This is a genomic window from Maribacter sp. 6B07, assembly GCF_002700155.1.
Classification (GTDB): Bacteria; Bacteroidota; Bacteroidia; order Flavobacteriales; family Flavobacteriaceae; genus Maribacter; species Maribacter dokdonensis.
Genome location: NZ_PDUT01000003.1, coordinates 151,867 through 171,741 on the forward strand (window position 1 = coordinate 151,867; position 19,875 = coordinate 171,741).

11 protein-coding genes are annotated in these 19,875 nt (G+C 41.1%); 7 read left to right on the plus strand and 4 right to left on the minus strand.

All coding sequences use genetic code 11. The annotated features are described in order from the left end of the window. The first annotated feature begins 8,655 nt into the window (after positions 1-8,655). The 7 genes from CSC80_RS19615 to CSC80_RS13290 all read left to right on the plus strand — a co-directional run bounded on the left by CSC80_RS19615 (position 8,656) and on the right by CSC80_RS13290 (position 14,602). Entirely contained in the window at positions 8,656-9,231 is a 576-nt protein-coding gene (locus CSC80_RS19615) for a hypothetical protein (protein WP_201796640.1), read from the plus strand. A gap of 83 nt (positions 9,232-9,314) precedes the next feature. Beyond that, positions 9,315-11,285 (plus strand): gliding motility-associated C-terminal domain-containing protein, encoded by a 1,971-nt coding sequence (locus CSC80_RS13265; protein ID WP_099192461.1) that lies wholly within the window; start codon positions 9,315-9,317, stop codon positions 11,283-11,285. Positions 11,286-11,290: 5 nt separating this feature from the next. After that, complete coding sequence (locus CSC80_RS13270) at positions 11,291-12,244, plus strand: type IX secretion system membrane protein PorP/SprF (protein WP_099192462.1); 954 nt, start codon at positions 11,291-11,293, stop codon at positions 12,242-12,244. A 56-nt stretch (positions 12,245-12,300) separates the two neighbouring features. After that, complete coding sequence (gene idi, locus CSC80_RS13275; RefSeq protein WP_099192463.1) at positions 12,301-12,831, plus strand: isopentenyl-diphosphate Delta-isomerase; 531 nt, start codon at positions 12,301-12,303, stop codon at positions 12,829-12,831. Further along, on the plus strand, positions 12,831-13,238 hold the full coding sequence (locus CSC80_RS13280; RefSeq protein ID WP_074674652.1) for a 6-carboxytetrahydropterin synthase: 408 nt from the start codon (positions 12,831-12,833) through the stop codon (positions 13,236-13,238). The genes idi and CSC80_RS13280 overlap by 1 nt, the downstream gene beginning before the upstream one ends. 74 nt (positions 13,239-13,312) lie before the next feature. Further along, the gene (locus CSC80_RS13285) at positions 13,313-14,275 is read left to right on the plus strand and encodes a type I phosphomannose isomerase catalytic subunit (RefSeq protein ID WP_099192598.1); all 963 of its coding nucleotides are present in this window, start codon (positions 13,313-13,315) and stop codon (positions 14,273-14,275) included. Positions 14,276-14,332: 57 nt separating this feature from the next. Next, complete coding sequence (locus CSC80_RS13290) at positions 14,333-14,602, plus strand: hypothetical protein (RefSeq protein WP_058105671.1); 270 nt, start codon at positions 14,333-14,335, stop codon at positions 14,600-14,602. 77 nt (positions 14,603-14,679) lie between these two features. Here the strand turns inward: CSC80_RS13290 and CSC80_RS13295 are convergent, their stop codons facing one another. The 4 genes from CSC80_RS13295 to CSC80_RS13310 all read right to left on the minus strand — a co-directional run bounded on the left by CSC80_RS13295 (position 14,680) and on the right by CSC80_RS13310 (position 19,771). Next, complete coding sequence (locus CSC80_RS13295) at positions 14,680-15,375, minus strand: DUF4369 domain-containing protein (protein WP_058105672.1); 696 nt, start codon at positions 15,373-15,375, stop codon at positions 14,680-14,682. 83 nt (positions 15,376-15,458) lie between these two features. Next, positions 15,459-16,733 carry a DUF819 family protein gene (locus tag CSC80_RS13300; RefSeq protein ID WP_099192464.1) on the minus strand — a complete coding sequence of 425 codons (1,275 nt, stop codon included), beginning with the start codon at positions 16,731-16,733 and terminating at the stop codon, positions 15,459-15,461. Between the two features lie 34 nt (positions 16,734-16,767). Beyond that, complete coding sequence (locus CSC80_RS13305; RefSeq protein WP_099192465.1) at positions 16,768-17,571, minus strand: Cof-type HAD-IIB family hydrolase; 804 nt, start codon at positions 17,569-17,571, stop codon at positions 16,768-16,770. Position 17,572: 1 nt separating this feature from the next. After that, positions 17,573-19,771 carry a DUF5916 domain-containing protein gene (locus tag CSC80_RS13310; RefSeq protein ID WP_099192466.1) on the minus strand — a complete coding sequence of 733 codons (2,199 nt, stop codon included), beginning with the start codon at positions 19,769-19,771 and terminating at the stop codon, positions 17,573-17,575. Positions 19,772-19,875: the final 104 nt, after the last annotated feature.

The window sequence follows — 19,875 nt, forward strand, 5'->3', positions numbered from 1 at the left end:
ATTATAGGCTAAAGAAGGTTTGTTTAGAAGTTTAGGTTATCGTTTGCATTAATGTTAAACAGTACTTTTTTTAGTGGTTAATAAAAAGTCCTTGGTTTTTTATAGAACCAAAAACTACCCGAATAACAGTGTATACTCGACGAACGACAATAACATTTTACAAAGTTTTAACATGTCTATACCTCATATATATAAGACTATATGTCATAAATATTGGCTTACACAACATTTATTTTAGTGAGCACTACTTAAAATGAATATTTGTGTATTGTGATTACCATAGATCCATCTTGTATGAATCAATTATTGATGTTTTTTGGTAATTACCTTTTTTAAGACCTATATGATCAAAGAATTTTTGAAGGTGGAATTGAATATTAAAAGTATGAAAAGTCGAACTACTACAACCTTGGGTAATACCATTAAATTTACAATGGTGTTATTTGCTTTACTGCTATCTGGCATTTCTATGGCACAGACGACCGTGACCTTAGAGGATCAATGTAATTGTGAAGTACTTCAGGGAACTGATGTTACTGCACCAGGTGGTGTAACACCTGCGGGAGCGGATTTAGGAGATTTGTATGTAAATACGGATACAGGTACAATTTATTTCTGGGATGGCGATTCTTGGGAATATACATCTACAGATGCAAATACAACCAATGCTTCCTTGACCGAAGATGGGGTAAACTTGATTCTGACCGATAGTGACTTAAATACAGTTTCAATACCTTTAGCGGACATAGCAGCAATTGTAGATACAAATACTACTAATGTAACTTTTACAGTAAATAGTACTAATGGGACTTTGGATATCATTGATTCTAATAGTAATGTAGTAGCTGTTCCTTTAGCAGATATTGCAGCACTTGTTAATACCGACGAACAAGAAGGTACGGAAGTCTTGTTGACCAATCCTTTGGATGTTGATGGCGATAGTGTAGACGAGACAACAGTGGAAGAGGCCATAGCGGATATAGCTGCAGCCAATGCATTAGATCTGGATATTGACCCAACGAACGAACTTACAACAAGTGGTGCAGGTGCACCAACAGGAACTCCGGCAAATAATAATCCTGGTGTAACGTATTTGGATACGGATACAAATGAACTATATGTTTACGATGGTACAAACTGGACAATGGTCACCGATAATCAAAATGCAGGTGAGGTTGAGGTAACCCCAGCAGGAAACATTACTACAACCAATGTACAATCCGCTTTAGAAGAGTTGGATGGCATTATCACATCAAGCGAGCTTACGACCACGGTTGTTGAGGGAGATGGTGTAGATGTAACATCAACGGTAGTCGGGAACAATACGGAATATACTGTAGCGTCTGAGATCAGTGCTGCAGCAGGAAACAATCTTAGCGTAGAAACTGACGGACTTTTTGCAGCTGACGATCAAAATGCAGGTGAGGTTGAGGTAAGCCCGGCAGGAAACATTACTACAACCAATGTACAATCCGCTTTAGAAGAGTTGGATGGCATTATCACATCAAGCGAGCTTACGTCCACGGTTGTTGAGGGAGATGGTGTAGATGTGACATCAACGGTAGTCGGGAACAATACGGAATATACTGTAGCGTCTGAGATCAGTGCTGCAGCAGGAAACAATCTTAGTGTAGAAACTGACGGACTTTTTGCAGCTGACGATCAGAATGCAGGTGAGGTTGAGGTAACCCCGGCAGGAAACATTACTACAACCAATGTACAATCCGCTTTAGAAGAGTTGGATGGCATTATCACATCAAGCGAGCTTACGACCACGGTTGTTGAGGGAGATGGTGTAGATGTAACATCAACGGTAGTCGGGAACAATACGGAATATACTGTAGCGTCTGAGATCAGTGCTGCAGCAGGAAACAATCTTAGCGTAGAAACTGACGGACTTTTTGCAGCTGACGATCAGAATGCAGGTGAGGTTGAGGTAACCCCGGCAGGAAACATTACTACAACCAATGTACAATCCGCTTTAGAAGAGTTGGATGGCATTATCACATCAAGCGAGCTTACGACCACGGTTGTAGAAGGAACGGGAATAGATGTAACATCATCGGTTACCGGAAACAATACGGAATATACGGTTACGGTAGATCCTACGGATATCGTTGGTGATGGTAGTATTACATCAAGTGATATTGATGTTACCGGTGGAGCTAATTCAACTTTGAACGATGTTACATTAACAATCGCAGATAACGCAATTACAAATGCAAAGATGGCAGATGATGCCATAACTACCACTGAAATTTTGGATGGTACCATTGCAAGTGAAGATATCGCGGCGGATGCGGTGAACGCAACGACCATTAACGCAGATGTAGCGGGAGCAGGACTTGCGCAGAATGCAACGACAGGCGCATTGGAAGTGGACGAAGCGGCAATAGCCGACGGAACGATCTCGTCAACGAACAGTACCATAGATATTACGGGAGGTGACGATTCTGTGTTCAAGGACGTGACCTTGGATGTAGCGGACGATGCCATCACCACGGATAAAATAGCTGCGGGCGCAGTGGAATCTTCGGATATCGCGGCGGATGCGGTAAACGCGGGGACCATTAACGCAGATGTAGCGGGAGCAGGTCTTGCGCAGAATGCAACGACAGGCGCTTTGGAAGTGGACGAAGCGGCAATAGCCGACGGAACGATCTCGTCAACGAACAGTACCATAGATATTACGGGAGGTGACGATTCTGTGTTCAAGGACGTGACCTTGGATGTAGCGGACGATGCCATCACCACGGATAAAATAGCTGCAGGTGCAGTGGAGACATCCGATATTTCGGATGATGCCGTAGCCTTGGAAAAATTGGCGAACGGTACTGCCAACGGTCAAGTAATGCAATGGAACGGTACCGATTGGATTTTAATCGATTTAGGTTCGGTAACGGTAACGGAAAATGATGGTGTAATAGGAAATGAGGTGGTTGGTCCATCAAATGGAACATTAACTTTATCTGGAGCAGGCTCTACGGTAGACCCATTAAGATTAGCGGTTTCTACGGACGGAATAACAACCAATGAAATAGCTCCAGGAGCAGTAGAGACAGCAGATTTAGCTGACGAGGCTGTAACTTTGGGGAAATTGGCAGATGGTAACAATACCGGAGAAATGATTCAATGGAACGGTACGGATTGGGAATATATAGACCCAAGTACCTTGATTCCTGCAACTACGGTATCTAACACAAGTACTGGCAACACTTTATCGACTACGGTTAATGGTGTTACCGGAGCAGGGGTTCCAATAGTTAATAGTAACGTACTAGGTTTAGATACTAATAATGATTTGATAAGTACGGTAAACGGAGAAGCCTCTTCAGCGTTGGATTTAACTCCGGCAATACAAGCAAATCAAACCACGACTACAGTTGTAGAAGGAACGGGAATAGATATAACATCATCGGTTACCGGAAACAATACGGAATATACGGTTACGGTAGATCCTACGGGTATCATTGGTGACGGTAGTATTACATCAAGTGATCTTGATGTTGTAGGTGGTGCGAACGCAACTTTGAACGATGTTAGTCTAACAATTGCCGATGATGCTGTCGATGCAGCAACCATTAACGCAGATGTAGCGGGAGCAGGTCTTGCACAGAATGCAACGACAGGCGCATTGGAAGTGGACGAAGCGGCAATCGCCGACGGAACGATCTCGTCAACGAACAGTACCATAGATATTACGGGAGGTGACGATTCAGTATTCAAGGACGTGACCTTGGATGTTGCGGACGATGCCATCACCACGGAAAAAATAGCTGCGGGCGCAGTGGAATCTTCTGATATCGCGGCGGATGCGGTAAACGCGGCAACCATTAACGCAGATGTAGCGGGAGCAGGTCTTGCACAGAATGCAACGACAGGCGCATTGGAAGTGGACGAAGCGGCAATCGCCGACGGAACGATCTCGTCAACGAACAGTACCATAGATATTACGGGAGGTGACGATTCAGTATTCAAGGACGTGACCTTGGATGTTGCGGACGATGCCATCACCACGGATAAAATAGCTGCGGGCGCAGTGGAATCTACGGATATCGCGGCGGATGCGGTGAACGCGGCGACCATTAACGCAGATGTAGCGGGAGCAGGTCTTGCGCAGAATGCAACGACAGGCGCTTTGGAAGTCGACGAAGCGGCAATAGCCGACGGAACGATCTCGTCAACGAACAGTACCATAGATATTACGGGCGGTGACGATTCTGTGTTCAAGGACGTGACCTTGGATGTTGCGGACGATGCCATCACCACGGATAAAATAGCCGCAGGTGCAGTGGAGACATCCGATATTTCGGATGATGCCGTAGCCTTGGAAAAATTGGCGAACGGTACTGCCAACGGCCAAGTAATGCAATGGAATGGTACCGATTGGACATTGGTAGACCTAGGTTCGGTAACGGTAACCGAAAATGACGGAGTTATAGGAAATGAAGTTGTGAATGGTACAGATGGTACTTTGGTACGTTCAGGAGCTGGTACTACGGTAAGTCCTTTTACCTTGGATGTAGCCGCAGACGGTATTACCAATGCCGAAATAGCTGATAATGCCATAAACACTGAAAACATTACCGATGGTTCGGTAGGAACGGCTGATCTTGCCGATGGAAACAATGCCGGAGAAATGATTCAATGGAATGGTACGGATTGGGAATATATAGACCCAAGTACCTTGATTCCGGCAACTACGGTATCCAACACAAGTACTGGCAACACTTTGTCAACTACGGTTAATGGTGTTACCGGAGCAGGGGTTCCAATAGTTAATAGTAATTCACTTAGTTTAAATGGAAGTAATGAACTGGTTAGTACAGTGAATGGTGAAGCTTCAAACGTTATAGATTTGACTCCGTTCGTAAATAATGATACCAATGAAATTCAAGATTTACAATTAACGGGAGATAATCTAACATTGACAAATGACCCAACTGCAACTGCAATAGATTTATCAGATTATAGAGAAACTATAATAGGGGCAAATGATATAACGGTAACCGATGACGGAAATGGTAATTTTACTGTCGATTATGTAGATGGAGATAAGAGCGATACCAATGAGATTCAGGATTTAACCTATGACCCTTCAAGTCAAACTTTAAATATAACGAACAATCCATCAGCTACGGATATTGATTTATCCGCGTTAGTAAGTTCGGATAATCAGAATATTGAAAATTTAGCATTTTCTGGTACAACGTTAACCGTAGGAATTGAGGATGGAACTTCTCAAACAGTTAGTCTTGCTGAATTAGCGGATAATCAAAGCATTACTGGTTCAGGCTTATCGGGGAATACTTTGACAATTGGAATAGAGGATGGATCGAGTGAGACCGTCGATTTATCTCCTCTAGCGGATAATCAAAGCATTAGTGGTTCAATTTTATCTGGAAATACCTTGACTATAGGTATTGAGGATGGATCGAGCGAAACAGTAGATTTATCATCTTTAAATGAAACTGTAACGGGAACAAATGATATAACGGTAACCGATGATGGTAACGGAAACTATACTGTTGATTATGTAGATGGTGATAACGACTCCACAAACGAATTAACGCAAAGAGGTACAGGAGGTCCAACAGGTTCACCTGCGGAAGGTACCACTTATGTAGACACTGCTAGTGGTCAACTTTATGTATACGATTCTGGCGCATGGCAACCGGTAGGTGGTAGTGCTACACCAGGAGATGCTAGTGATACTAACGAGCTAATAACTTCTTTTGGAGTTGTGGGTACTAATCTTCGTATTACCGAAGCAGGTACTGATTTTGATGTTCCTTTGAGTGATTTAGGAACGGACAGTCAAGATCTTTCTTTAACAGGAGATAATCTAACATTGACCAACGACCCAACTGCAACGGCTATAGATTTATCAGATTATAGAGAAACTGTAATAGGAGCAAATGACATAACTGTTACCGATGACGGAAATGGTAATTTTACTGTCGACTATGTAGATGGTGATAACGACGATGAAAACGAAATAGAATTACCAGAAGGAGGAAATAATGGTCAAGTACTTTCTACTGATGGTTCAGGAACATATTCTTGGGTAGATCCAGATTCAGGTCCTGCAGGTGCTGATGGAGCGGACGGCAACGGAATAGCATCAACGACCGATAATGGAGATGGAACCTTTACACTGACTTACGATGATGGAACAACTTTCACCACGTCGGATTTAACAGGTCCTCAAGGAACTCCTGGAAATGATGGAGCTGACGGAACAGATGGAGCAGACGGAGACGGATTTACCGGAGGAAACTATAATGCAAGTACAGGAGTGGTTACGTTCACATCCGATGACGGATTAGGATTTACAACAGGAGATTTAAGAGGTACCGATGGCGCTGACGGAGCCGACGGAGCGGACGGGGCAACAGGTCCAACAGGTGCTGACGGAACAGATGGTGCTGATGGAGACGGCTTTACCGGAGGAAACTATAATGCAGGTACAGGAGTGGTTACGTTCACTTCTGATGACGGATTAGGATTTACAACAGGAGATTTAAGAGGTGCCGATGGCGCTGACGGAGCCGACGGAGCGGACGGGGCAACAGGTCCTGCGGGTCCAGTAGGTCCAGTAGGTCCAGCCGGTGCTGATGGTACTGATGGAGCTGACGGAACAGATGGTGCTGATGGAGACGGCTTTACCGGAGGAAACTATAATGCAAGTACAGGAGTGGTTACGTTCACTTCGGATGACGGCTTAGGATTTACAACAGGAGACTTAAGAGGTGCCGATGGCGCTGACGGAAACGATGGTGCCACGGGAGCGACAGGTCCGCAAGGTCCTCAAGGAGAAGTTGGTCCACAGGGACCGGCAGGTCCAGCGGGAGCAGACGGAAACGATGGAGCAACGGGAGCAACAGGTCCACAAGGTCCTCAAGGGGAAGTTGGTCCACAGGGACCGGCAGGTCCGGCGGGAGCAGACGGAAATGATGGTGCAACGGGTGCAACAGGAGCGACAGGTCCGCAGGGTCCACAAGGAGAAGTTGGTCCACAGGGACCGGCAGGTCCAGCAGGAGCAGATGGAAACGATGGAGCAACGGGAGCGACAGGTCCTCAAGGTCCTCNNCACAAGGTCCTCAAGGGGAAGTTGGTCCACAGGGACCGGCAGGTCCGGCGGGAGCAGACGGAAATGATGGTGCAACGGGTGCAACAGGAGCGACAGGTCCGCAGGGTCCACAAGGAGAAGTTGGTCCACAGGGACCGGCAGGTCCAGCAGGAGCAGATGGAAACGATGGAGCAACGGGAGCGACAGGTCCTCAAGGTCCTCAAGGAGAAGTTGGTCCACAAGGACCAGCAGGTCCAGCAGGAGCCGATGGAAACGATGGAGCAACGGGAGCGACAGGTCCACAGGGACCGGCAGGTCCAGCAGGAGCAGATGGAAACGACGGTGCCACGGGAGCGACAGGTCCGCAAGGTCCTCAAGGAGAAGTTGGTCCACAAGGACCAGCAGGTCCAGCAGGAAACGATGGAGCAACGGGAGCGACAGGTCCACAGGGACCGGCAGGTCCAGCTGGAGCAGATGGAAACGACGGTGCCACGGGAGCGACAGGTCCGCAAGGTCCTCAAGGAGAAGTTGGTCCACAAGGACCGGCAGGTCCAGCGGGAGCAGACGGAAATGATGGTGCCACGGGTGCAACGGGAGCGACAGGTCCTCAGGGTCCTCAAGGGGAAGTTGGTCCACAGGGACCGGCAGGTCCAGCGGGAGCAGACGGAAACGATGGAGCAACGGGAGCGACAGGTCCCCAAGGTCCTCAAGGGGAAGTTGGTCCACAAGGACCAGCAGGAGCAGACGGAAACGACGGTGCAACGGGAGCGACAGGTCCTCAAGGTCCTCAAGGAGAAGTTGGTCCGCAAGGACCGGCAGGTCCAGCAGGAGCAGATGGAAATGATGGTGCAACGGGAGCGACAGGTCCGCAAGGTCCTCAAGGAGAAGTTGGTCCACAAGGACCGGCAGGTCCAGCGGGAGCAGACGGAAACGACGGTGCAACGGGAGCGACAGGTCCTCAAGGTCCTCAAGGAGAAGTTGGTCCACAAGGACCAGCAGGTCCAGCGGGAGCAGACGGAAATGATGGTGCAACGGGAGCGACAGGTCCCCAAGGTCCACAAGGAGAAGTTGGTCCACAGGGACCGGCAGGTCCAGCGGGAGCAGACGGAAATGATGGTGCAACGGGAGCGACAGGTCCCCAAGGTCCACAAGGAGAAGTTGGTCCACAAGGACCGGCAGGTCCAGCTGGAGCCGATGGAAACGATGGAGCAACAGGAGCGACAGGTGCTCAAGGTCCTCAAGGAGAAGTTGGTCCACAAGGACCGGCAGGTCCAGCGGGAGCAGACGGAAATGACGGTGCAACCGGTGCGACTGGGCCACAAGGTCCGGCAGGTCCCCAGGGTCCAGCAGGTCAGGATGGTCAGGATGGTGCAACGGGACCACAAGGTCCAGCAGGTCAGGATGGTCAGGATGGCGCAACAGGACCACAAGGTCCGGCAGGACAAGACGGTCAGGATGGTGCAACAGGTCCCCAAGGTCCGGCAGGTCCTCAGGGTCCAGCAGGTCAGGATGGTCAAGATGGTCAAGATGGCGCAACAGGTCCCCAAGGTCCAGCAGGTGATCCTGCAACTGATGACCAAACATTGGCAACAACAGGTGCGGCTGGTCAAATATCAATTTCTGGTGGTAACGCTATTACCTTGAATGTAAATGATGCTGATTCAAATGCATCAAACGAAATTCAAACTATTACGTCTACTGATGGTTCGGTAACGGTTACTCCAAATGGAATCAATTATAACCTATCCGTGCCAACGGCAAACGGAGCAGAAACCATAGTGGAAGCGGCACCGGATACAGATATCAGTGTTACTGGAACTGGTACGTCGGCTGATCCATATTTAATTGCCAATACAAGGCCGGATATTTTCTATCCACCTTCTATTGAGGTAGATGTGGCAACAACAGGTACAGGTAGAACAATTGATTTACATGCGGAGTATTTAGCTCAGTACGGTACACCGGCAGTGGTTAGCGCAGGTGCCCCAACAGCAATACCAACTTATGCGAATAATGAATTGTATTATTATGTAACATATTATGATACAACCGTATTTGCAAATGTTAGTGTGAACGCTACGGGTATAATGACTTACGATGTTATAGCGGCTCCAACAGATTATAATACACTGATCAATGTAGTTTTTGTAGCTCAATAATTAGCTAATTGAAACAAAGATCCCAAATCGATTTGAAAAAAAATTATACATATAGAACTATAATCCTAAGCATTGTTTTTACAATGCTGGGGATTTTTGTCTCAAACGCGCAGTTTTTATTGCAGGCTCCAACAGATAGTGATCAAAATAACTTTCGTTGGTACGAAGCCTCGGATACTGCAACAGTTTTGGGTACAGATTCTTTTTACGAAGTAACCCAACCTGGTATTTACTTTGCAACATACGATGGTACTTTATGTGGTTCTAATGCAACGGGATATTTTATTGTAACGGATTGTAATAATCCTGAGAATGAAGTAACCATGGATATTACCAACAATGTATCTACCGGAGCTACGGTAAATTGGAGTCCGGCTATTACGGGAGACCAATTAAGGCCAATGGTAATTGCAACCGATGCTGTTGTAAAATATACGGCGATGGTAACCAAGGCGGGCAATACGTTCAACCTCCCTAATTTTACTGTGGTTTGTTTACCACAAGCAGCAGACTTAGAAGACGATTTTGTAACCACTGATGAAGAAGTACCTGTAGTTATAGATATTTATGGTAATGATGCCGATTTACCCGATGTTGGTGCTTTAACAGCGACCGATCCTTCTAATGGTTCGGTAACCATTGATGATGGTGGTACACCCAATGATCCTTTAGATGATATTGTAACCTACACTCCAGATACAGATTTTAATGGTACCGATAGTTTTGACTATACCATTTGTAATGCTTATGGAGATTGTAGCACAGCTACAGTAACCATTGAAGTTTTACCGGTTTTAGATACCAACGATGATTCCATTGCAATTGATATAAATGCAATTACTGCCATAGATACATGGCAATTGAACGATAATGATTTGCCAACAGATGGTTCGTTCAGTGTTACACAACCAACCAATGGTTCTGTTACCGTTGATGATAATGGTACGCCAAATGACCCATCAGATGATATTCCTACGTATTTTCCTAACAATAATTACTTAGGTACAGATGCTTTTGACTATACGGTTTGTGATACTGTTGGTAACTGTAGTACATCAACCATTACAATTATGATAAATCCATTAGGTGTAGATATGGATAGTGATGATGATGGTATTGTTGATAGCTTTGAAGATTTAAATTTAGATGGTGATAACGATCCATCTACCAACCCGACTGATACGGACGGAGACGGATTCCCAGATTATTTGGATATCGATGCAGATGGCGATGGTATACCCGATAATGTTGAAGCTCAGGCAACTGCTGAATACATTCCGCCATCAGGGATCGATGCGAATACCAATGGTTTAGATGATGCCTATGAAGCTAATGGTTTAACTGGAATATTCCCAGTAGATACTGATGGAGATAATCTGCCGGATTATTTAGATGAGGATAGTGACAATGATAATGTGCCGGATGCTATAGAAGGTCATGACTATGACCATGACGGTATTCCAGATGTTGTAGCAATTGGTTCTGATAAGGATAATGACGGTTTAGATGATGGTTATGAAGGAGCAATTTCTGTAGATACAGATGTCAACGATGAAATTGATGACCCGTATGCACAACTTCCTAATACCGATAGTGATGAAGAATCAGATTATAGGGATACGGATGATGACGATGATGGTATTGAGACTCGTGATGAAGATTTAAATCTAAACGGGGATTATGCAGATGATGATACGGACGGTGATGGTATACCAAATTACTTGGATTCAGATTTAGGTCAATTAGAAGAAGAAATTGAAGTTTTCAACGTTATTACACCTAACGGTGATGGTATTCATGATGTTTTAAGAATAAACGGATTGGAAAATTATCCTAATAACACCTTGAAAATCTATAACAGATGGGGAGTATCGGTTTATATGACCAAGGCATATAATACAGAAGGTAATGTCTTTGATGGTACTTCTGAAGGAAGGGTAACAGTAGATGTTGATCGTAAATTACCGGTAGGTACATATTTCTATATACTGGATTATGAACTGCCTAATGGAGAAACCGAAACATTGTCTGGTTACATATATATAAATAGATAAGAATAATGCTTAAAGATTTTATATACAATAATAAAGTACAACTACTAAAACGGGTTTTCACCATAGTGATGCTTGGTCTTGGGGTATTTTGTTACGGCCAGCAAGACGCGCAGTACACACAGTATATGTATAATACCATTAGTGTGAATCCTGCATACGCCGGCTCTAGAGGGCATATAAGTATAGGTGCTTTACATAGATCTCAATGGGTGGGCTTAGATGGTGCACCAACTACACAGACTTTTAATGCACATTCCCCAATTGGATATAGAGGTGTAGGCTTAGGACTATCTATTGTTAATGATGAAATAGGACCTACGTCAGAAACTAATTTTGATATCGATTTTTCATACACCGTATGGACTTCTACCGAGGGTAGATTAAGTTTTGGTTTAAAAGCAAGTGCTAACTTGTTGGATATTAGGTTTTCAGAATTAAATCAATATACTACAGATCCTACTTTACAGCAAGATATAGATAATAGGCTTTCGCCAAATATTGGAGCGGGAGTATACTACCATACGAATAAATTCTATGCGGGTTTGTCCGTACCCAGATTTCTAGAGACCACACACTTTCAAGGATCAAATTTATCTACGGCAAAAGAACAAATGAACCTTTATTTGATTACCGGATATGTTTGGGATTTAAACGAATTTTTAAAATTTAAGCCAGCACTACTTACCAAAGTGGTAAGAGGAGCACCTTTACAAGTAGATTTATCGGCGAACTTCATGTTGAACGATAAGTTTATTTTAGGAGCGGCCTATAGATGGGATGCCGCCTTTAGTGGTATGGCTGGGTTTAATGTATCAAACAAATTTTTAATTGGTATAGCATACGATAAAGAAACAACAGAACTTGGTAATACAGCTTTTAACGATGGATCCTTTGAAGTTATTTTCAGATATGATTTCATAACTACCAAGAACAATTTAAAATCTCCTCGTTTCTTCTAGTATTTTCTTTTTATACATCATTACGTAAAATAAGTTAAACGCCTTATTTTTACGTTATGAAGGAAGAACAGGTAATTCTCGTAAATCAAGATAACGAACAAATTGGTACCATGCCCAAAATGGAAGCCCATGAAAAGGCGGTGTTGCATAGGGCATTTTCAGTATTTATTGTCAATGACAACGGAGATATCATGTTGCAACAAAGAGCGGCATCAAAATATCATTCTCCATTACTTTGGACCAATACATGTTGTAGCCATCAGCGCGTTGGTGAATCTAATATTGAAGCCGGCAAAAGAAGGTTGCAGGAAGAAATGGGATTTCAGGCTGAATTGAAAGAGTTATTTTCCTTTATATATAAAGCTCCTTTTGATAATGGATTAACGGAACATGAATATGATCATGTTATGTTGGGGAATTTTAATTCAGAACCTAACATAAATCCTGATGAGGTAGAAGCCTGGAAATGGATGTCACCGGAAGCTGTAAAAGAGGATATTTCTAAAAATCCCAACGATTATACAGCGTGGTTTAAGATTATCTTCGATAAGTTTTACGAACATTTATTTAATACGCCGGCGAAATGATGAAGGTTAAGGTAAGTAGAAAAGCACATTTTAATGCTGCCCATAGATTATATAGGAAAGATTGGGATGATAATAAAAACACTGAAATTTTCGGTAAATGTAATAACCCTAATTTTCATGGTCACAACTATGAAATGGTTGTAAGTGTAACAGGTGAGATAGATCCAGAAACAGGTTTTGTAATGGATATGAAGGTGTTAAAAGATTTGATCAAAGTAGAGATTGAAGATTATTTAGATCACAAAAACCTTAATGTTGAGGTACAAGAGTTTAAAAGTTTAAATCCTACGGCTGAGAATATTGCAGTAGTTATTTGGAAAAGATTGCGTTCGCATATTCAAAAAAGTCATGAGCTTGAAGTGGTTCTTTATGAAACACCTAGAAACTATGTTACATTTTCCGGATAAATTTAAAATGTAAGAAAAAACTTTATTTTTCGTTATTAGTTTAATTTAGTAGACCAACAAAAAAACAATCAATGATACATCCATTAAAATTTAAGCCTATTTTAAAAGAAAGGCTATGGGGAGGCACCAAATTAAAAGAGGTGTTTGGAAAACCAATAGAGAGTGATATTACCGGTGAAAGCTGGGAATTATCTACCGTGCCAGGAGATATTTCGGTGGTGGCCAATGGAAGTTTAGAAGGTAAATCGCTTCAAGAATTAATAGATTCCAATGGCGAGGAGTTGTTAGGGAAAAGCGTTGTTGAGCGTTTTGGAAAGGAATTTCCCATTTTAATAAAATTCATTGATGCAAAACAAGACCTATCTATTCAATTGCACCCAAATGATGCCTTGGCAAAAGAACGTCATAACTCTTTTGGAAAGACAGAGATGTGGTATATTATGGATGCAGATCCTAAGGCAGAGCTTATAGTTGGTTTCAATAAAGATGTTACCAAAGAAGAATATGCTGAAAGTGTTGCTAATGATACCCTACTTGATCTTCTTAATTATGAGCAAGTTAAAGAAGGGGATACATTCTTTATCAATACCGGAAAAATTCATGCTATAGGGGCAGGGGTAATGTTGGCAGAGATCCAGCAAACTTCAGATGTTACCTATCGTGTTTTTGATTTCAATAGAAAAGACAAAGATGGAAACCTTAGGGAGTTACATACAGACTTGGCATTAGATGCTGTAGACTATGAAAAGAAAGACGATTTTAAAGTTTCTTATAGCCAGGAAAAAAATGAAGTAAATACCATGGTAGATTGCCCATATTTTAAAACGAACTTTATTGAGCTTACTGAAAACTTGGAATTGGATACGGTAAATAGAGATTCGTTTACCATTTTTATGTGTGTTGGCGGTGAAGCTAAGATCAGTACTGCAGAAGGTGAAGTAGCTATTAAGAGTGGTGAAACGGCACTATTACCAGCATCTACACAGAAAATTTCATTACAATCTACAGGAGCTAAATTGTTAGAGGTTACTATTTAAGCTGTAATTAACAATACGGCAAACCAAAAATTGTACTTTTGTAAAAAATAATTAGAGATGGCAAGTATTAAAAATTTAAAGAAAGATATTAATAATGTTCTTGGTGACATTATAGAAGGTGTTTATATAGTAGAGGCAACCAACGGTACTACGCATTCAAAAGAGGGTACTGCCATTATTGATGAGGCAATAGCAACATTTGATGAATTGGTGGCTAAAGTCAATAAGAATGATGTTGAGAACAAAAAAGCACATTTCAAAGAAGTAAGAAGTGATTTGGAAACAAAAGCAACTAAATTGGTAGAAGACCTAAACAAGTTGGCTTAATTCAAAATTCCTTTAGAAATAAAAAAGCATCCTAATCATTAGGATGCTTTTTTAGTTATACCAATTTGGTAATTGTATTAATTCTTTCCAAGTAGTGCAGCTAGCTCTTTACCATATTTAGATGCTGCCACCTCTGGTGATAGCACACTATATATAGAATCTAAATATTTCTTGTTGGCATCTGGTATTTCCTTAAGTGCAACATAAGGCGCAATAAAGGATGATTTGTTGTTAAGAGCAAAATTAATGGCAAAAGCATAGCCGCGTTGTAAATTTCTATTGCTGATATTTTCTAGGGAATCAATACTCACAGCACTTACGTCACCCTTTGCTTGCGCGGCATTCATCATAATTTCAATATTTCTCTTATTAATGCCAGACATGGTCTCTCTGTATTCTTCAAGTCTTTTTTGAGTTTCAGAGCCGGTAATTTTAGCTGTGGTATCAAATGTATTCCAATCGGAATTTATGGTCATCGTACCTGGTTCCGCAAAGAAAGTAATACGGTCATTGATATCGTTATTATCTTTCTTATCTAAATACAGATAAAATATTTCAGGACTGGATAATTTGGTTTTGAAAGAGAAATTTCCATCTCCGTTAATGGCAACCGAATCTACAGTAATTAAAACTGAATCTGGTACATGTTGCAGGTAAAGCGTACCTTTTTTTAAACCTTTTATTTTACCGTTTACAATTAGAGTTTCTTTTGTGTCATCACCACAAGAGCTCAACGCCAATAGTGCAGTAATTACGAATAATATTTTCTTCATTCTTCTGATTTAGGGCGCAAATATCTATAAAATTTGATAATTAAGAACGCCAACTTTTTAATTTGTTAGTAACTAAGGTCTGTTTATAAGCTTGAAGCCACTTCCATCAAATATGCACATAACAATGCGCCACCTGTACCTACAACGTAGCCTAAAACAGCTAAAAGTACCCCTACCGAGGTCAAAGAAGGGTGAAATTCAGCAGCTACAACAGGTGCAGAAGCAGCGCCACCAACATTCGCCTGGCTACCTACCGCTAGAAAGAAATACGGAGCTTTTATCAATTTAGCCACTAATATCATTAATCCTGCGTGAATGCTGATCCAAATAAAACCAACGGCGATCAATCCTGGATTTTCAAGAACTTTGCCCAGGTCCATTTTCATACCAATGGTGGCAACCAAAATATAAATGAACATTCCACCAATTTTGCTGGCACCCGCCCCTTCATAATTTTTAGCTTTGGTGAAAGAAAGTGCTATACCTAAACCAGTAGCGATTACCACCATCCAGAAAAAACTAGAACCTAAGAAGGATAAAAAACTCTTTTGGTCGCTTACTACATCAAAACTACTGGTTAAATATGTGCTCATGTAATCACCAAAAAAATGAGCGATACCTACTGCTGTAAATGCCAAGGCAAGCATAATCATATAATCGTTCAAGGTAGGTACACGGGTAATTTTCTTCGTAAACTCGGTCACCTTTATTTTTAAGGTTTCAATAGCAGAAGTATCTGCCTTTAACCATGAATCAATTCTTTTGGTTTTACCAACTCCCAATAATACAATGGCCATCCATACATTGGCTACCACAATATCAATTAATACCATACCACCATATTTTTCAGGGTTATATTGAAAAATTTCTAGCATGGCAGCTTGGTTGGCACCACCACCGATCCAACTACCGGCAATTGTAGATAGTCCCCTCCAAATAGCATCAAAATCGTTACCGCCAACTGTATCGGGTGAAAAGATAGATACAATAAGAATAGCAATGGGGCCACCGATAATAATACCTGCGCTACCGGTCAAAAACATAATAATTGCTTTAGAGCCTAAGTTGCTAATAGCTTTAATATCTATACTTAAGGTCATAAGTACCAAGGCAGCCGGTAAAAGATATCTACTTGCCATAAAGTATAAATTGGAAATTTCATCGGAAACTATGCCGGTACTTGTCAGTATTGCAGGTAATAAATAGCACATAAGAACAGCCGGTACTATGGAATAGAACTTGCTCCAGAAGCCCGTTTTTTTATTTGATGTGTAAAAGATGAAACCTAAGCATAGTGCTAAAAGTCCAAAAACTACAGTGTCATTTGTTATTATGGGCTGGGCAATTAAGTGTGGCATATACATATAGGTAAGTTGCTAATTTCAAATATAGTTAATTCACTAAGTTTTCTGCAATGTAATGCGCTACACCATCTTGGGTGTTTTCTAAAGTTATATAAGTTGAAATAGCTTTTACTTCTTCTCTTGCATTTGCAACGGCAACACCGCAGCCTACATTTGAAAGCATATCTATATCATTATAATTATCGCCAAATGCGATTACATCTTGCAATGTTTCATGGTCTTTTAATAGCAGCTGTATAGCAGATAGTTTTGAAACTTCTTTTGGGGCAATTTCAATTAAAGTATCGTTAGAACGGTAAAGATTCAGTAATGCACCCAATTTTTCATTAAGAATAGGCATTAATTCATCTGCACTTTCTTTAGTACACATAAGCATAATTTTGTGAGCACCTATCTTTCGTTCATTCCAATCGCTTAAAGTAGTATCGGTATCTTGAAAAGTAGGGGTAGATTTAGTGTATTTAATTTCTTTTTCTACACGTACCGATGTTCTTGGAACGTACCATTCATTTTTATAATATAGACCTAAGTCTGCATTAAGCCCTTTACACAACAAATAAATTTGGTTTAAAACGGAAATAGGTATGAATACAGATGTGATTTCAGTATTGCCAGATAGTACCAAAGCACCATTATAACATATTATAGGCTGCTCCTTAATACCTAAATCTTCTTGAATGTAATACATAGCGCTGGGCATTCTAGCGGACACTAGAATTATGTTGGTTTCATGTTTAATTTTATTGATCTGTTCAATAAGATATTTAGAAACGTCACTTTTAGAAGATAGCATTGTACCATCTAAATCTGAGCAAAGGATTTTGAATTTCATTTTAAATATTTAACCAGTAGGTAAGTTTTAAGTTGATAGAACGATATTTGGGTTCAAACGAATTGACAAAATAATTGTCATTATACACTATAAATAAATCTGACAATGGAGCAAAACGCCATTGCAACCTAGAGTTAAAACCTAAATTATCTCTTTGGTTACTATATTGTACCAGCGTAGACCAAAATATAGACTTGCTAAAGGTAACATCTATTTTAGGACTAATTAGCCAAATATCTGTACTTGAATAGGGTTCCGGTAACGATATTTTATCATAGTTCATGGCCAATGACAAAAAAACTTTGGGTTGAAATCTTAAAAACATTTCAGCTCCCAAAGAAAATCTATCTCCGTTAAAAAAGCTTCCTAACGTAGGTTCAATGCTATAAGCAAATCTTTTTCTGCTGTCAGATTGGTATTCCAATGAAATAAAATTATAATGATAGCCAAGCATTCCGGGTAGTGGTATGGCATCATCTAAGTTGGTAGGGTCAAAATCTTCGAATAAATAGGTGTAGGAATGGGTGTATGATACATTTATTTCTGATTGGTCATTAAATTTAGATTCCCAAGCCCCCATAAGGTCATAGTCTGTATGTAAAAAATCATTTTCTGGACTCCAGGTCAACACTGGGAAAAATTGAAAACTGTGACTCTGTAAAGCACTGTTTTCCGGCCAAAAGACACGCTCAAACATTGTGGCTGTCTTAAAAATATCTGTTCTACGAATAAAACCAAGATCGGACCTAAAGTCTTCACCTATATAAACTAAGTCCTCAAAAAAATTCCAGTTTCTAGAATTGTATTGCATAAATGCTCCTGACGAAAGATTTGCCTTGCCTGCATCATGTGCAAATGATTTATGTAGATAGAATTTACCATTCCATATATTGTTATCCGATATTAAGTTATAATCAATACCGGCAACCCTATTATAACGATCTTCATCATCTTGAAAATCATAGTCCTTAAACGTTTGTCTATTGATAAAGAACATTCCAATATTGGAACGTCCAAAAACATTTTGCTGAAGCGCCAACATGGTGTTGTTGTTCGAAGCTATATTTTCTTCAATATCTTCAGCGGTCTGTAGATTTAGAAAACCCAATCTAAGCCCTTTATTGATCTTGCCGCTTAAACGTACACCGCCAATTATTTTATTTTCTATAGTATTGTCTGCAGTATCTTTGGCTATACCTATACGTCTTGAGAAGAACGGATTTGCATCTCTACCACCACCAAAGCTGCCAAAAAGGTCACTGTTGTCAATAAAGAACTGTCTTTTTTCGGGCAGGGAAACTTCAAATCTGGTGAGGTTCGTAATCTGGTCGTCTACCTCTACTTGAGAAAAATCGGGATTTACCGTAACATCTAAATTCATACTATTGCCAATGGCAATTTTGGCATCTCCACCTACATTAAGTTTTGTATTGGCTTCATCCAATTCAAAGTCCTTTTGTGACCCCATATTTATATATGGAATAACAGCAAGTGGCGTACGGAATTTACCCAATGGTTGTTCAAAGATCATATCACCCATAAAGGTGAGACCGTAAATATTCTGATTTTGGGGAATATTTGTCCAAGTACTGTTCTCGTTAGATTGTGTATCAAATCTATAACTATTAAAACGCCATTTTGTTTCCCCTTCTTTAAACTTGAAGGCAGTTAATGGTATAACCATTTCAGAAGTGTAGTAATCTTCATATATTTTAGAATCTCCCCGCCACTTCACATCCCATGAAATAGTAAATCCGTTAAGGTTTAGTCCACCACCTGAAACTAGACCTTCTCGTCTTACACCATAAGGGTTTATACCGAATAGAAAAGCATTGTTTCCATCATTGAAAGTATCAAAGAGCAAGGTAATGTTATCACTGTTGCCAGCTCTAAAATCTCGTTTTAGCGATTGTATTGAATAATCTTGGCCAGCTGTGTAAATGGTTATTCCAACGTAAAGATTCTTGTCGTCATAAAGCATTTTAATTTCTGATTGCTTTTTAGATTGTACAGAATCTGTTGGGAAGTATTGCCAAAATTTATCCGCTTTGTCTGCCTCTATCCATACGGGTTCATCAAGAAGACCATCGGGAGTTATGTTGGCGGTTATTTTTTTTACAACAAATGATTTGTTGTTGGTTTGGGCATTTAAAAGTATGCAAAAAAGTATAAGCACTAAAGTACTTAGGTATTTGGTCATTTTGGTAAAAGTTTGGTAGTCAACCAAATTTAAGTTTTTGTTTGTTAAATAAGTTGTACAACTGTAATAAAAACACAAAAAATGTAACTAAAACCGAATTTTAA

Excerpts from the sequence above, each read along its gene's own strand:
- CSC80_RS13265 (WP_099192461.1), top strand. The coding sequence starts at position 9,315 with ATGCTGGGGATTTTTGTCTCAAACGCGCAGTTTTTATTGCAGGCTCCA.
- CSC80_RS13270 (WP_099192462.1), top strand. The coding sequence starts at position 11,291 with ATGCTTAAAGATTTTATATACAATAATAAAGTACAACTACTAAAACGG.
- idi (WP_099192463.1), top strand. The coding sequence starts at position 12,301 with ATGAAGGAAGAACAGGTAATTCTCGTAAATCAAGATAACGAACAAATT.
- CSC80_RS13280 (WP_074674652.1), top strand. The coding sequence starts at position 12,831 with ATGAAGGTTAAGGTAAGTAGAAAAGCACATTTTAATGCTGCCCATAGA.
- CSC80_RS13290 (WP_058105671.1), top strand. The coding sequence starts at position 14,333 with ATGGCAAGTATTAAAAATTTAAAGAAAGATATTAATAATGTTCTTGGT.
- CSC80_RS13295 (WP_058105672.1), bottom strand. The coding sequence starts at position 15,375 with ATGAAGAAAATATTATTCGTAATTACTGCACTATTGGCGTTGAGCTCT.
- CSC80_RS13300 (WP_099192464.1), bottom strand. The coding sequence starts at position 16,733 with ATGCCACACTTAATTGCCCAGCCCATAATAACAAATGACACTGTAGTT.
- CSC80_RS13305 (WP_099192465.1), bottom strand. The coding sequence starts at position 17,571 with ATGAAATTCAAAATCCTTTGCTCAGATTTAGATGGTACAATGCTATCT.
- CSC80_RS13310 (WP_099192466.1), bottom strand. The coding sequence starts at position 19,771 with ATGACCAAATACCTAAGTACTTTAGTGCTTATACTTTTTTGCATACTT.